We start from the raw sequence: 14,870 nt of genomic DNA on the forward strand, positions 1-14,870 counted from the left end.
AGGGCTTACTCCCATCCCAGCACCGCGCGGCGGATCTGGGCGTCGGCGAAAAGGGCCTGCGGATCGCCGTCCGCCACCACGCGGCCGTTATGGAAAACCAGCACCCGCTCGGCGTAGCGATACACCACCTCCATGTCGTGCTCCACGAAGAGGGTCGTCACCCCGGCGCGCCCCAGGACTTCCATCAGGACCTCCATGACCCCGAATTTGTCCTGGGTGCTCACCCCGCTGGTGGGCTCGTCCATCAGCAGCACCGTCGGCCGCAGGGCCAGCGCCATGGCCACGTCCAGGAGCTTCCGCCCCCCTTCCGGCAACTCCCCCACCGGCCGCCACGCATAGTCGGCGAGCTGGAAGGCACCCAGAAGCTCCATCGCCTCGGCCACCGCGTGTTCCCGCCCCAGCGGCCCCCAGAAGTCCAGCCCGCGACCGGAGCGGGCGGCGATGGCCAGCAGGAGGTTCTCCAGAACGGTCAGCCCGGGATAAAGCTGGGGGATCTGGAAGGAGCGCACGATGCCCATGCGGGTGATGACCCGAGGCGGGAGCCCGGTGATGTCCGTCCCCCGATACAGGATGCGGCCCCGGTTCGGGCGCACGTAGCCGGTGATCAGGTTGAGGAACGTGGTCTTGCCGGCCCCGTTGGGCCCCACCAGGCCCACCCGCTCCCCGGAGCGGATCTGCACGTTCACGTCGTCCGCGGCCACCACCCGGCCGAAGGTTCGGGTCAGACCCCGCGTTTCCAGGACCACGTCCATCCGGACATCCTCCGTGCGATGAGCTCGTAGAGGGACCAGAGCCCTCCGGGGGCGAACCCCACGATGGCCAGCATGACCAGACCCAGGCCCATCTGCCAGGTGTAAGGGATGTATTTGTAGGCGTAGGTCCGGAGGAACTCGAAGACGATGGATCCCGCCAGCGGGGCGAAGACGTTCCCCGTCCCCCCGAGCAGAGCGACGAAGACGAACTCCCCCGAGGTGGTCCAGTAAGCCAGGTTCGGGTCAACGTGGCCCACGCTCATCGCGCTCAGGGCCCCGCCCAGCCCGCCCATGGCCCCCACGAGAAGCACCGTGATGTAGAGGGCGCGGCTCACCGAAAGCCCCAGGTATTCCACTCGCACCTCGTTGTCCCGAATGGCCCGCACGGTGTAGCCCAGGGGGGATCGGAGATACCGGAAGATCAGGAAGACCATCACCGCCGTGCAGGCGAGGGTGAGCAGGTAGAGGCCGGAGCCCAGGTGCTCCTCGGGGAGGCTCCAGCCCAGAAAGGTCGGAGGGGGAATGCGCAGCCCGTCGGTGCCGCCGGTGATCCGGTAGGCCTTCACCAGGATCCCGTAGAGGATCATGGAGAAGGCCAGGGTGAGCATGGCGAAGAAGATCCCCCGGTAGCGGGCCAGCAGGGGCCCGGTGAGGGCCGCGATCCCCAGGCCCGCTCCGGCCCCCAGGGCCACCCCCAGCCCTGCATCCCGGATCCCCAGGTCCCGCGCGGCGAACCCCACCGCATAGGCCCCGGCGGCGAAGAAGAGCCCCTGCCCGAAGGAGACCAGCCCCGCCTGCATCAGCAGCGCCACCCCCAGCACCAGCAGCCCTCGGGCCAGGGCCAGGGTGAGCAGGAACCGGCTCCAGCCGGGCAGGAGGAGCCCCAGTCCGGCCATCCCCGCGATCAGGATCAGCCCTCCGAAGCGGCGGAGCTTCATACCCGTCGCACCTCCTCCATCCCGAACAGGCCGTGCGGCCGAAGGAGCAGCACCATCGCCATAACGAGATAGATGGCGAAGAGCTCCAGCTCCGGGATCCGGTGCACCATCAGGGAGCGGACCAGCCCCACCAGGAGGGCGCCGACCGCCGAGCCTTCCAGGCTCCCCAGCCCCCCGATCACCACCACCGCGAAGGCGAGGACAATCACCTCTACGGAGAGGCCGGGGACCACGGAGATCATCGGGGCGGTGAAGGCGCCCCCTAAGGCGGCCAGGACAGCCCCCAGGGTGAAGGTGAGCAAGGAAACCCGGGGGACATTCACACCCATCGCGGCGCTGATCTCAGGATCGTGGATCATCGCCACCACCAGCCGGCCGATGCGGGTGCCGCGGATGAAGAAATAAAGCGATCCGCCGGCCAGCAACGCGACCCCGAGCAACAGGAAGCTGTAGCCCGGATACGGGATGCCCCCCAGCCGGATGATCCCCAGCAACCCGTAGGGCTTGTAGGCGTAATAGGGGTTCACCCCCCACACGAGCTTCATGAGATCTTCCAGGATCAGGAAGAGGGCGTAGGTGGCCAGGAGCTGGTAGACGGGATCGCGTCCGTAAATCCACCGCAACAGCCCTCGCTCGATGAGGGGGCCGGCGACCGCTCCCACCAGCAGGGCGGCCCCCAGCAGGGCCAGATAGCTCCCCATGGGCCAAAGCCCCCGGTCAAAGTAAAGGAGCACCACGGAGGCGGCCGCGTAGGCCCCCAGCGCGTAAAGGCTGCCATGGGCCAGGTTCAGGATCCGCAGCACCCCGTAGATCAGGGTGAGCCCCGCGGAGATCAGAAAGAGCCACGAGGCATACACCAGCCCATCCGTCAGGATGATCAGCGCCGTCTCCATCCGCTCCCCTCCGCGTCGGGAGGGAGGCAGGGCCTGCCCCCTCGCCTCCCTCCCTTACTGGCTGAATTACGGGCACTTCGCCCCGGGGAACCCCTGGGCGATCCAGTCGGGGGTCTTCATCCCGTCGGGCGGGTTCACGCACTCCGCGGGGAACTCCACGACATCCGTGAGCTTCACCTCCCCGGTCGCCGGATCGAAGTCCCCGGTGATCCCCAGGACCACGGGCTCCACCGCCTGATGGCCCTTCCCCAGGGCCATGCGGATGATCCCGCTGGGGGTCTCGAACTCCAGATGCTCGAAGGCGGCGATCACCTGATCCACCGTCGGCCACTTCCCGCCGTTGGCGGCGATGGCCTTCTCATAGGCCGCCTTCACGCCCAGGATGGCCTGGGCGATGTGGTAGGAGGGATAGACCGGGCGGACCACATAGCGGTCCTTGTAGATCTTCACGAACCAGTCGTTGAGGGGCGTCTTCGGGGCCAGGGCCCCGTGGGGGCCCCGGGCGGCGATCACGATGCCCTTCGTGACATCCCGGCCCAGGCGGGGGAGGATGGTGTCCCCGGTGGTCAGGATGGCCATCGTCTGCTGGAAGAAGCCGCGAGGGGCGGCCTGGATCACAAAGGCCTCGAGATCACCGCCCCAGAAGCTGGAGTGGACCACCTCGGGGCGGGCGGCGAGCAGGGCGGAGAGCTCCGTCGAATACTCGCCGGCATACAGCTTGGGGAAGTGCTCCCCGACCACCTGCACATCCGGCTTGAGCTTGCGGACGGAATCGCGGAAGGCGGCCCAGGAGTCCTGCCCCCAGGCGTAGTTCTGATTGATCCCTGCGATGCTGCGGAGGTTCGGCTTCATCCGCAGGATGTAGCGGGCGGCGCCGACGTTCTCGATCACCTGATGGGCGTGGGTCCGGAAGACGTAGCGGTAATCCCGTTCCTCGAAGATCTGGTTGGTGCCGCAGTCAAAGAGCACGGTGAGGGTCTTGAGCTCCTCGGCCACCGGGGCCACCGCCAGGCAGTCGGCGCTGGAGATGTAGCCGATGACCAGGTCCACCTTCTCCTCCAGCACCAGACGGCGGAACTCCGCCACCTGCTTCTCCGCGCCGCCGGCTTCGTCTATGTAGATCGCCCGGATGGGCACGCCGCCGATCCCCTTCTGGTCGTAAGGCTTGGGCGCCTTGCCGGCGTTGAGGTTCTCGATCAGGACCTCCGCGGCGTTGCGGGCGGGCACCCCGAAGGGCGAGGCCGCCGGGCCGGAGAGGAAGGTCACGATGCCGATCTTGAGGGCGGCCGGGGCCCCGGGGACGGCGGGGGTCGGCGTGGGGGGTGCCGCCGTCGGGGTCGGGCCGGCCGGCACCGGGGTGGGGCTCGGCGCAGGAGCCGCCGCCGTCGGCGTGGGCGGTGCCGGAGGCGGCGTGGGGGTCGGCGTGGCCGCTGGGGCGCACGCCCCCATCAGAAAGGCCAGGATCACTCCGCTCCGCAACCAGCGACTCGGACACATGGTTCCCCTCCTTTCCTCAGAGCTTCACAAGGCGGGTTGGGCGCTGTCCTGAGGCATGCGAACCGTCCTGCTCCGCACGAGAGGACCCTCCAGGGCGGCCCCTCGGGCGTTCGCCACCCCGGGAGAGGCCGGATCCGTCCCTTCTTCACCTGCCCTCATACACCACCTGCCCTCCGACTACGGTGGCCCAGATGGGGATCGCCTCCAGGGCCTCCGGATCGGTTTCGAAGGGATCCGCGCCGAGGACGACCAAATCGGCCCATTTGCCCGGCTCGAGGGTGCCCAGCTCGGCCTCGGCGAAGGCGGCGTAGGCGGCTCCTATGGTGTAGGCCCGCAGGGCTTCCTCCAGGGTCAACGCCTCCTGAGGCGCCAGCGCCCAGCCCTCCCGCGTCCGCCGGGTGACGGCGGCCTGGAGGCCCCGGAGGGGCGCGCCGTCCACCACGGGGCGATCGGAGCTCAACGCCAGCGGCACGCCCCGAAGGGAAGCCAGGGGATAGGTCCAGGCCATCCGCTCCTCCCCCAGGGCGGCCCGAAACCCCTCTCCGAGCTCGTAAAGGAAGCGGGGCTGGGTGACCACTATCGGCCGCAGGCGGCGGAGGCGGTGGAGCAAGTCGGGCGGCACGACGCCGCAGTGTTCAATGCGGGGACGGAACCGGGCCGCCTCCGGCCCCATCACTTCCTCGATGGCGTCCAAAGCCGCCTCGATGGCGCGGTCGCCGATGGCGTGCATGGCCACCTGCCACCCGCCCGCGTGGGCCCGGCGCACCCGCTCCACGAGCCCTTGGGGCTCCTGCACCAGCATTCCGGAGACGCCGGGGGGATCGGCGTAGGGCTGACGCAGGGCGGCAGTCCGGCCGATGAGGGAGCCGTCGATGAAGATCTTGATGGCCCCCAGCCGCAGGCGGTCGCCCCCGAACCCGGTGTGGAGGCCGAAGGCGAAGTCGAAGCGCTCGTCCTGCACCCGCAGGCGCTCCACGTCCACTAAGAGCCACACCCGCTGGGGGAGCAGCCCCTCGGCCACCGCCTCCTGGTAGGCCCGGAACTCCTCCGGGGCGATCCATCCCGCCCACGCGTCCTGGGCGGCGGTGATCCCCTCGGCGGCCATGCGGCGGCCGGCCGCGGTCAGGGCCGCCTTCACCTCCTCCAGAGTGTAAGGGGGAAGGACCCGCTTGATGAGCTCCTGGGCCGTCTCCAGGAGCACCCCCGTCGGCTCGCCGCCCTCGTCCCGGACGATTCGGCCGCCGGGGGGATCCGGGGTCTCGCGGGTGATCCCGGCCCGCTCCAGGGCCAGGGAGTTGGCCACCCCCATATGGCCCGAGATGTGGGAGAGCCAGACCGGGTGATGCGGAGAAACCGGGTCCAGATCGTAGCGGGTGGGATGGCGGCGCTCGGCCAGCTTGTTCTCGTTGTAGCCGCCGCCGCGGATCCAGCGGCCGGGGGGGATCCGGGCGGCGTGGGCCGCCACCGCCTCCACGACCTCGGCGATGCGGGTCGCCTCCCGCAAGTTGACCTCCACCAGGCTCAGCCCGAACAGGAGGATATGGCAGTGGGCGTCGTGGAAGCCGGGGAGCACCGTCGCCCCCCGGGCGTCCAGGACGCGGGTGCCCGGGCCGATCAGGCCCTCGATCTCCGCCGCGCGCCCGACGGCCAGGATGCGCCCGCGCCAGGCCGCCAGGGCCTCCGCCCGCGGGTTCACGGGATCCAGGGTGTAGATCCGGCCCCCTCGCACCACAAAGTCCGCGCGAACCATCATCCCTCCCGTGCGCCGAGCTTCAACGCAGCCAGGCCTCCCCCTGAGCCATAGCCCTCGCATCCCATAGGATGCGGAGATGACTCAGAACCTGCGCTGCATCATTGCTTCTCCTTCACCTCCCGGAGGAACCGCTCCAGCAGGGCGATGAAGGCGTCAGGGCGTTCCATGACCGGGGAGTGGCCGACGCCGTGCCAGATCTCCAGCCCGCAGCCCGGGATGCGGGTGAACAGCTCCACAATCCCCTCGAAGGGGATCACCACGTCCCGATCCCCCCACAGCACCAGGGTGGGCACCTTCAGCCCCGGGAGGAGATCCACCACGTGGAAACGGGCCATATCATCCAGGGTGTCGAAGTAGGCGGCCGGCCCCCAGCGCAGGGCGTCGGCCACCAGGGCCTCCATCACCTCCGGGGCCGGCGGGGTGGCGAAGGCCAGCTGGACCATCGCCCGGATCCCCTCCGGGTTGCCCTGCTGCGCCCGCACCCAGGCGTCCATCTGGGGATCCGTGCGGGTGCCGAAGGGGGCCAGAGGGTTGACCAGCATGAGGCCCTTTACACGCTCCGGGTGATCCAGGGCGTAGCGCAGGGCGACGCCGCCTCCCATTGAGTGGCCCACGAGAAAGAAGGGAGGCAGCCCGAGGGCCTCGGCGAAGGCGTGGAGATCCGCCGCGTAGCCGGCCAGGGTATGCCCGCCGGGGGCCGGCTCCGACTCCCCGGCCCCGCGCAGGTCGACGGCGTAGCCGCGAACGCCCGAAGGCAGCCGGTCCAGGACCGGCAGCCACCAGCGGTGGCTGCTCAGCCACCCGTGAACGAAGAGGACCACCTCCTCGCCGGCCCCCCGGTCCACATAATGCATCCGCCCATCCCTCAAAGACACGAAAGGCATTAGAGGACCTCCTTAAGGAGCAGGCAGGGGATCGAACAAGGCCAGGAAGGTGCCTCGCCCGATCCTGCTTGTCTTCACCCGATGAATTCGGCCAGCACTTGAGAGAACTTGTCCGGCTCCTCCACCATGAGGGCATGGCCGCTGTTTTCGAACCACACCACCCGGCAGTTCTTCAGGCGCTTCGCCATATACTCCACCCAGCCCCAGTGGCAGACCTTGTCGTCCCGGCTGTGGCAGATCAGCACGGGGAGGTCCACCTGGTCCAGGAGGTCCCGCAGGTCCTCGGTGATCAGGGTCTTGAAATACTTGTAGCCCACATAAGCGGGCATCCGCAGCCAGTGCGAATAGAGGAACCAGGTTTTGGTGGCCTGCATGTCGGTTCGCTTGAAGTTGTTGTCGGCGAAGGCCGCCATCACCTCCGGCAGCCCCCGGCGGATCCCCTCCAGGGCGGCCTGGGCCTCCTCGGGGGTCATCCCGTAGGGCTCGGAGTCGGTGCGCACGAAGCGCGGGGTGGCCGGGGCCACCATCACCAGCCGCGTCACCCGCCGGTCCCCGTTGAAGCGGGTCACGTATTTGAGGCCCACCCCCGCCCCCATGGACCAGCCCACGAAGGTCACATCCCGCAGGTCAAGGGCCTCCATGAAGGCCTGGAGGTCCATGCACATCTCATCGTAGGTGTATTCGGAATACGGCTTGTCCGAATCCCCGTGGCCCCGGAGATCCACGCAGATGCACCGGTAGCGATCGTGGAGATCCAGCACCGCGTAGTTCCAGGTGTCCACGGTGGCGCTGTAGCCGGGGACGAAGAGGATGGGCTTGCCCCTCCCCCCGTCCCGGTAATGCATCCGGATCCCCGTCTTCAGCTCCACGAACGGCATGGCTCCCTCCTTTCCCGGAGTAACGTAGGATCCCGGTGGGGGAGATCCGGATCTCCCCCACCGGGTTGGCCCTCACTCGCCGAAGAAGCCGGTGACGGGCACCCAGCGCCCTTTCTGGACCTGGACGATGGCGATCTGCTTGATGCCCTGGTGTTCGGTCTCGCTGTAGCTGAAAGGCGGGGTGAGGCCGGTGGTGAAGTTCTTCAACGACTCCAGGGCGGCGATGAACTTCTCCCGGGTGAGGTCCGGCCCGGCCCGCTTCAGGGCCTCGACGATGATCTCCGCCACCGCGTAGGAGGAGATGCTGTAGCCGCCGGGTTTCTCGTCCGGGAAGTATTTGGTCAGCACCTCCCGGTATTTCGCCGCCTCCGGGGCGTTCTCCGGATCCACCAGCCAGGCCCCCGCGTAGACCCCCTCCGCCGCGTCGCCGGCCAGGGCCAGCAGGATGGGATCGGCCAGCACGTAGGTCATCAGCCACTTGGGCTTGAAGCCGATCTTCTGGGCCTCCTTCAGCAGGCTGGCCGCCGGCACCTGGATGGCGTAGACGAAGACGAGATCCGGGTTGGCCTGCTGGAGCTTGAGGGCGTGGGCGCTGAAATCCTTCTCCGTCACCTCATAGGGGACCATGGCCACCGGCTCGATCCCCCGGGCCTTCAGGGCCGCCACGAAGCTCTCCGCCCCCTCCTTGCCGAAGGCGTCGTTCTGGTAGAAGACGGCGATGCGCTTCGCCTTCAGCTCCTCCACCGCGTATTTGGCCATCAGCCGCCCCTCCAGCTCATAGGTAGGCTGGATGCCGAAGACCGTCTTCTTGAACGGCTTCGACCACAGGGAGGAGCCGGAGGCCACGCCCACCACCGGGACGCCCTTCTCGATGGTGTAATCCAGGATGGCGGCGGTGGTGGCGGTGCCCAGAGGTCGGACGATGGCGAAGACCTCGTCCTGCTCCACCAGCTTCTTGGCGGCCGCCACGGTGTTGGCCGGGTTGTATTGATCGTCCTCGATCCGCAGGTCGATCTTGCGCCCGTGGATGCCTCCCTGATCGTTCACCCAGCGGAAGTAAGCCTCCATCCCCCGCGCCAGCGGCTTGCCGATGGTGGAGACCGGACCCGAGAGGGCGCAGATCATTCCCAGCCGGATGGTATCGGCGGTGACCCCGGGAACCTTGGGGGTCGGAGTGGGGGTGGGGGCGGGCGGCGGGGGCGTCGGCGTGGCCGGCGCCGGCGTCGGAGAGGGCGCGGCGGTGGGCGTGGGGGTCGCCGCCGGCGCGCAGGCCGCCAGCACGAATGCCACGATCCACAGCAGGCGGAAACCTTTCATCGCGCACCTCCTTTCCTGAAAGATTTCGGAAACCGCTTTTTCGCTTTTAACGGCCGAGGTACAGCGCTTTGACCTCGGGGTTCTCCCGGAGGACGCGGGCTTCTCCCTGGAGACGGATCTCTCCGTTCTGGAGGATGTAGGCCCGATGGGCCAGGGTCAGGGCCAGATGCGCGTTCTGCTCGGCGATCAGCAACGGGGTCCCGGCCTCGTGGATGGCCCGCAGGACCTCAAAGATGTGACGGACCACCAGCGGCGCCAGCCCCAGGGAGGGCTCGTCGAGCAACAACAGGCGCGGCCGGGCCATCAGGGCCCGCCCGATGGCGAGCATCTGCTGCTCCCCGCCCGAAAGGGTGCCGGCGAGCTGCCTCCGGCGCTCCCGGAGGATCGGGAACAGGTGGAAGACCTGCTCCAGATCCGCCCGCGCCGCCCGCAGATCCCGACGGCGCCACGCTCCCAGCCACAGGTTCTCCTCCACCGTGAGCTCCGGGAAGATCCCCCGGCCCTCCGGCACCAGCACGATCCCCCGCGCCACCCGCTCCTCGGGCGGCAGGGGATGAAGGGGACGCCCTTCAAAGGCGATGGAACCGGCCAGGGGCGGCAAGAGGCCGGCGATCACCCGCAGGGTGGTCGTCTTCCCCGCCCCGTTCGCCCCCAGCAAGGCCACCACCTCCCCCTCCCGGACCTCCAGGGAGACCTCCCGGAGGGCGAGGATCGGGCCGTATCCGGCGGTGACCGCCGAAAGGGAGAGGACCACGCTCATGCCCTGCCCTCCCCGCTCTGGAGCGCCGTCGGCTGCGCATCCTCCTCTTCCCGCTCCCCCAGATAGGCCTCGATCACCAGCGGGTTCTCCGCCACCTCGGCGGGGGTCCCCTGGGCGATCACCCGACCGAAGTTCAACACGACAACCCGATCGCACAGCCCCATCACCAGGTTCATGTCGTGTTCGATCAGCAGGATGGAGCAGCCCAACGCTTCCCGGATCCCGCGCAGCAGCGCCTGCAGGGCTTGACGCTCCGCGGGATGCAGGCCGGCCGCCGGCTCGTCGAGGAGGAGCAGGCGCGGCCGGGCCACCAGCGCCCGGCCCAGCTCCACCCACTTGCGCTGGCCGAAGGCCAGGCTCCCCGCCGGGCGATCCGCCAGGGCCGACAGCCCGAGCCATTCCAGCACCTCCTCCGCCCGCTCCCGCAGACGCGCTTCCTCCCGCCTCACCGAGGGCCAGCCCGCCGCCACGGCGATCAGACCCGCCCGCGTCTGAGGATGCTGGCCCACCAGCAGGTTCTCCCGGACCGTCAGGGCGGGGAAGATCTCTACGTTCTGGAAGGTGCGGGCGATCCCCAGCCGGACGATCTCGTGGGGTCGACGGCGCAGGAGATCATGGCCCTCAAAGCGAATGGCGCCGGCGTCCGGGTCGTAGAAGCGGCTGATGAGGTTCAGCATCGTGGTCTTCCCGGCCCCGTTGGGCCCGATCAGCCCCACGATCTCCCCGGGCTCCACGGTGAAGCTCACCCGGTCAAGGGCCTGAAGCCCCCCGAAGCGCTTGGAGACCTCCACCACCTCCAGCCGCCCGCCTGCGGTGCTCCCCAGGCGGATCTGGGGCACGGAGACCAGGGGGCGCTCCCATCCTTCCTCCCCCGCCGGGGCCCTGGAGGGCATGGGGATCCATCGGCGTCCGCGCATGTGCATCGGGAGACGCCATAGGCCCCCGGGGAGGAACATCGCCGTCAGGATCAGGGCGGCCCCATACAGCACGTTGCGGACATCTCCCACCTCCGTCCGCCAGCCCAGCGCGGTCCCCAGGCCGCTGAGCAGATGGAACAGGACCGTTAAGGAGACGGCCCCCAGGATGGCGCCGGGCACCGAGGCCAGGCCGCCCACGATCAGGGCGCTGACCAGGAAGATCGAGTGCGTGAGGGTCAGCCCATCCGGGTCCACGCGGCCGACCCGGTAGGCCAGGAGCCCGCCGGCGACCCCGGCGTAAAAGGCGCTGACGGCAAAGGCCAGGGTCCGGTAATGGGCCAGGGAGATCCCGGCCGCCTGGGCCGCCGCCTCCCGATCCCGCAGGGCGATCCAGGCCCGGCCGAACGGGCTCCGGATCAGCCGGATGGCGATCCCAGCGAGGAGGACCAGGAGGGTCCCGATCAGGAGATATTGGGCGGCGTCGCTGCGCAGGCTCCAGGGGCCCAGGGCCGGCGGCGGAACTTTCAGCCCCATGAAGCCGCCGGTGACCGGCTCCCAGCGCCGCAGGATCTCCACCACGGCCACGCCGAACCCCAGGGTCGCGATGGCCAGATACGGCCCGCTCAGGCGAAGGGCCGGTAGCCCCAGCGCCAGCCCGATCAGGGCGTTCAGGAGGCCCGCCGCCGGCAAGGCGAGCCAGAAGGGGACCTCCAGGCGCAGGCTCAGCAGGGCCACCGTATACGCGCCGATGGCCATAAAGCCGGCGTGGCCAATGGAGATCTGGCCCGCCACGCCTGTCAGGAGATCCAGCCCGATGGCCGCGATCGCCCAGATCCCGGCCAGACTGAGGATGTAGAGGAAATAGCTCGGCAGCGTGAAAGCGGTGACCCCGAGGATCCCCGCGATGAGCGCCCCCCAGACGATCCGCCGCGCCATCGCCCGCCCTCCCCGGCTACACCCGATGAGAGATCGGTCGGCCCAACAGCCCGGCCGGCCGCACCACCAGGACGGCCACGATGAGGGCGAAGGCGAGGGGCGTCTTGAGCTCGGTGGCGATGTATCCGGCCGCCAGGTTCTCCAGGATCCCCAGGAGCCACCCGCCGATCACCGCGCCGGGCAGGCTGGTCATCCCGCCCAGCACCGCAGCGGCGAAGCCCTTGATCAGGAGCGGCAGCATGGCGTTCGGCTCCAGATAGATCAGCGGCGCCGCCAGGATCCCGGCGATGGCCCCCAGCCCGACCCCCACCCCCCAGGCCAGGATCAGGATGCGGTCCACCGGGATGCCCATCAGCCGGGCAACTTCGGGGTTCTGGGTGACCGCCCGGAGGGCCAGGCCGGTGCGGGTGAACCGGAGGAAGGCGTAAAGGGCCAGGGCGAGCAGCAACCCCACCGCGAGGTTGAAGAGCTGCTCCCGGGTGATCACCGCCGGCCCCAGCCGCAGCGGAGGGCCGGAGACCAGCCCCGGGAAGGTGCGGATCTCATGGCCCCATAACAGACCCGCCAGCCCGTTGAGGACCAGCGCCAGGCCCAGGGTGAGAACCACCAGGGTGAGGGGGGTGGCCCGCCGGCGGCGCGCGGGCCGCAGGAGCCCTCGCTCCGCCAGGGCGCCCAGCGCCGCGCCGAAGAGAACAGCGCCTCCCAGCGCCAGGGGGAGCGGGGCATGGGCGCGGAGCAGGGTGTAGGCCGCAAAGGTGCTGACCATCGCCAGATCCCCGTGGCCGAAGTTCACCACCTCCGACGCCCGATAGATCAGCACCAGCCCCAGGGCCATCAGCCCATACAGGGCCCCCGCCGAAAGCCCTCCCGCCAGATACCGGATCAACAGATCCATCCTGGCCCCCCGATCCTCCCGCCTGTCGGAAACGCCGCCCATCCGCCAGGCTTTGGCCATGTCTTCCCGGAAGACCGTTCCGGGGACGTTACAGCCGGGTTACAGAAAGAGGGGTCCACCGCGGTTCGGCGGCTGGGGCCGAGGGAGGCGGCGCGCGGGCCGGGCCGCCCCCTCGAGGCGAAGCGTCCACAACCGATGGATCGCCGGTTGGCCCCCGCGCTCCCCCACCCCCTTGACAGATCCCCGCGCCCTCGCTATAATTACTTCGGACTCCTAAGCAATGGAGCGACGCCGATGTCTCCCTTCAACCCGCGCGTGCGATCGGAGCGGACGTCCGGGCAGATCGCCATCGCCCTCTACCGCATCGCCCAGGCCATCCAGCTCATGCTGCGCCGGGCCGGCCAGGCCCACGGCCTCTCCCCGGCCCAGGTCCAGGCCCTCCTCTTCCTGGCCTATGCCCGGCCGGGGGTGCGCACCATCGGCGGGCTGGCCCAACGCCTGCAGGCCACCATGGCCACCGCCAGCGAGGTCGCCGACGCCCTGGAGCGCAAGGGCCTGGTGGCCCGGGAGCCCCTCCCCGAGGACCGCCGCACGGTGACCCTCCGCCTCACCGTCGCCGGCCGGCGGCGGGTGGCCGCCCTCGAGCGCCTGCTGGATGATCTGGAGGAGGCGGTGGAAGCCCTCTCCCCTTCCGATCAGGAGGCCCTTCACCGCGCCCTGCAGCAGATCGTCCGCCGCCTGGCCGCCTCCGGCGCCATCGTGGTCTACGAGATGTGCTGGGGCTGCGCCTTCTTCCGCCCCTACGCCCACCCGGAGAACCCCGCCGCCCCGCACCACTGCGCCTTCATGGACGCCCCGCTGCGGGACGCGGACACCTACACCGAATGCCCGGACTTCATCCCCCGCGAGGAGGTGCCGGCATGACCCATGGAGGCCCCTTGCCCATCCGGATGTATGCCCGACCGGATTGCGAGGACAGCGAGCTCGCCCGCGAACGGCTGCGGGCCCTGGGCATCCCTTTCATCGAGATCAACATCGACGAGGATGAGGAGGCCGCCCGCTACGTGGAGCGCCTCAACCGCGGCTTCCGCAGCACCCCCACCATCGTGTTCGGGGACGAGGCCTTCTACATCGTGGAGCCCACCGTGGAGCAGCTGGACGAGGCCCTGCGACGGGCCGGATATGAGATCCCGATCCGCTCGCCATGAGATCTTCAAAAAGAGGAGAACGCCATGCCGCTGGTCGAACGACAGGCTCAGGTGATCTGGAAAGGGGATCTGCTGCAGGGAAGCAGTTGCTCAGCCCCCTAACCTCAGGGAAGGAGGGAAACCTATGCGACGCGCTGTCTGGGAGTTCAGCGCTGGCCTTCTCACTGCGCTGGCCTTTGGGGCGATGTTCTTTGCCGCATGCGCCCCCAGCGCCAGCCGCCCGCGATCCTTAAGCTACGACATCGTGATCGAAGCCTTCGATACCACAATCCCTGAGGCCACCATCGAAGGCGTCACCATCAAGAACGTCCGCGCCTTCAATGTGATCAACTCCCCCAGCGACATCGTGATCCCGGCAGGGAGCGAGGTCACCCTCCGGGTGACCAACAAGTCCCCTATTAGCGAGGGCTTCTCCATCGACCCCTTCAACATCCGGGAGGTGATCAAGCCCGGGGAGACGAAAACCATCACCTTCAAGGCGGACAAGATCGGCGCCTTCACGATCTGGTGCCAGCTGCACCCCCAGAACATCCACCTGCGCGGCACGCTCAACGTGATCCCATAAGTCGGATAGGGGGGAGCCTCAAAGCTCCCCTTTCACGAATCCGATCCCAAATCCCAAAAGGAGGTCCGCCATGTCCGTGCAGACCATCCCCGGTTATACCTATGGGACGGCCGAAGCGGCCCGCTCCCCCGTCTCGATGGAGGAGTTCGCCGACCTCCAGAAGGCCACCATGTTCACCGAGGAGGACGTCCGCTACCTGCGGATGGCCGGGGAGGTCCTGGCCGACCAGGTGGAGGACATCCTGGACCTCTGGTATGGCTGGGTGGGCTCCCAGCCGCACCTGGTCTACTACTTCTCGGGGCCCGATGGGCAGCCCGACATGAACTACCTCCAGGCCGTCCGCCGGCGTTTCGGCCAGTGGATCCTGGACACCTGCAACCGCCCCTACGACCGGGACTGGCTGAACTACCAGCACGAGATCGGCCTGCGCCACCACCGGACCAAGAAGAACCAGACCGACGGGGTCCGCTCCGTCCCCCACATCCCGATGCGGTATCTCGTCGCCTTCATCTACCCCATCACCGCCACCATCAAGCCCTTCCTGGCCAAGAAGGGCCACTCCCCGGAGGATGTGGAGAAGATGCACCAGGCCTGGACCAAGTCGGTCATCATGCAGGTGGCCCTCTGGTGCTATCTTTATACTCGGGAGGGAGATTGGTGATCCATCCCGGGGTGGG

Annotated in this window: 15 protein-coding genes; 4 read left to right on the forward strand and 11 right to left on the reverse strand. The window is 68.9% G+C overall.

The window, feature by feature from the left end:
- Window positions 1-5: 5 nt before the first annotated feature.
- The 11 genes from KNN16_RS07720 to KNN16_RS07770 form a co-directional block, all read right to left on the reverse strand.
- Window positions 6-752: an ABC transporter ATP-binding protein gene (locus KNN16_RS07720; RefSeq protein WP_303896149.1), complete on the reverse strand. Its 747-nt coding sequence runs from the start codon at window positions 750-752 to the stop codon at window positions 6-8.
- Window positions 722-1,690, reverse strand: coding sequence for a branched-chain amino acid ABC transporter permease (locus tag KNN16_RS07725; protein ID WP_303896150.1), 969 nt, complete (start codon window positions 1,688-1,690; stop codon window positions 722-724). The genes KNN16_RS07720 and KNN16_RS07725 overlap by 31 nt, the downstream gene beginning before the upstream one ends.
- Window positions 1,687-2,583: a branched-chain amino acid ABC transporter permease gene (locus KNN16_RS07730; RefSeq protein WP_303896153.1), complete on the reverse strand. Its 897-nt coding sequence runs from the start codon at window positions 2,581-2,583 to the stop codon at window positions 1,687-1,689. The genes KNN16_RS07725 and KNN16_RS07730 overlap by 4 nt, the downstream gene beginning before the upstream one ends.
- A 66-nt stretch (window positions 2,584-2,649) precedes the next feature.
- A complete protein-coding gene (locus KNN16_RS07735; RefSeq protein WP_303896155.1) occupies window positions 2,650-4,080 on the reverse strand; it encodes an ABC transporter substrate-binding protein in 1,431 nt (476 codons plus the stop codon).
- A gap of 145 nt (window positions 4,081-4,225) precedes the next feature.
- A complete protein-coding gene (locus tag KNN16_RS07740; protein ID WP_303896158.1) occupies window positions 4,226-5,830 on the reverse strand; it encodes an amidohydrolase in 1,605 nt (534 codons plus the stop codon).
- A gap of 101 nt (window positions 5,831-5,931) precedes the next feature.
- Window positions 5,932-6,687, reverse strand: coding sequence for an alpha/beta fold hydrolase (locus KNN16_RS07745; RefSeq protein ID WP_303896161.1), 756 nt, complete (start codon window positions 6,685-6,687; stop codon window positions 5,932-5,934).
- A gap of 104 nt (window positions 6,688-6,791) precedes the next feature.
- On the reverse strand, window positions 6,792-7,595 hold the full coding sequence (locus KNN16_RS07750) for an alpha/beta fold hydrolase (protein ID WP_303896164.1): 804 nt from the start codon (window positions 7,593-7,595) through the stop codon (window positions 6,792-6,794).
- A 72-nt stretch (window positions 7,596-7,667) separates the two neighbouring features.
- Window positions 7,668-8,912: an ABC transporter substrate-binding protein gene (locus KNN16_RS07755; protein ID WP_303896167.1), complete on the reverse strand. Its 1,245-nt coding sequence runs from the start codon at window positions 8,910-8,912 to the stop codon at window positions 7,668-7,670.
- A 46-nt stretch (window positions 8,913-8,958) separates the two neighbouring features.
- Complete coding sequence (locus tag KNN16_RS07760; RefSeq protein ID WP_303896170.1) at window positions 8,959-9,672, reverse strand: ABC transporter ATP-binding protein; 714 nt, start codon at window positions 9,670-9,672, stop codon at window positions 8,959-8,961.
- Window positions 9,669-11,525 carry a branched-chain amino acid ABC transporter ATP-binding protein/permease gene (locus KNN16_RS07765; RefSeq protein ID WP_303896172.1) on the reverse strand — a complete coding sequence of 619 codons (1,857 nt, stop codon included), beginning with the start codon at window positions 11,523-11,525 and terminating at the stop codon, window positions 9,669-9,671. Before KNN16_RS07765 ends, KNN16_RS07760 begins: the two co-directional genes overlap by 4 nt.
- A 16-nt stretch (window positions 11,526-11,541) precedes the next feature.
- The gene (locus tag KNN16_RS07770) at window positions 11,542-12,420 is read right to left on the reverse strand and encodes a branched-chain amino acid ABC transporter permease (RefSeq protein ID WP_303896173.1); all 879 of its coding nucleotides are present in this window, start codon (window positions 12,418-12,420) and stop codon (window positions 11,542-11,544) included.
- A gap of 294 nt (window positions 12,421-12,714) precedes the next feature.
- On the opposite strand from KNN16_RS07770, the gene KNN16_RS07775 reads away from it, so the two are divergent.
- The 4 genes from KNN16_RS07775 (at window position 12,715) to KNN16_RS07790 (ending at window position 14,854) form a co-directional block, all read left to right on the forward strand.
- Window positions 12,715-13,344 (forward strand): MarR family winged helix-turn-helix transcriptional regulator, encoded by a 630-nt coding sequence (locus KNN16_RS07775; RefSeq protein ID WP_303896175.1) that lies wholly within the window; start codon window positions 12,715-12,717, stop codon window positions 13,342-13,344.
- Window positions 13,341-13,628: a glutaredoxin family protein gene (locus tag KNN16_RS07780; RefSeq protein WP_303896177.1), complete on the forward strand. Its 288-nt coding sequence runs from the start codon at window positions 13,341-13,343 to the stop codon at window positions 13,626-13,628. Before KNN16_RS07775 ends, KNN16_RS07780 begins: the two co-directional genes overlap by 4 nt.
- Before the next feature lie 124 nt (window positions 13,629-13,752).
- A complete protein-coding gene (locus tag KNN16_RS07785; RefSeq protein WP_303896178.1) occupies window positions 13,753-14,193 on the forward strand; it encodes a nitrosocyanin in 441 nt (146 codons plus the stop codon).
- Window positions 14,194-14,263: 70 nt separating this feature from the next.
- Window positions 14,264-14,854, forward strand: coding sequence for a protoglobin domain-containing protein (locus tag KNN16_RS07790; RefSeq protein ID WP_303896180.1), 591 nt, complete (start codon window positions 14,264-14,266; stop codon window positions 14,852-14,854).
- Window positions 14,855-14,870 lie beyond the last annotated feature (16 nt).

This window comes from Thermoflexus hugenholtzii (assembly GCF_018771565.1).
GTDB lineage: Bacteria > Chloroflexota > Anaerolineae > Thermoflexales > Thermoflexaceae > Thermoflexus > Thermoflexus hugenholtzii_A.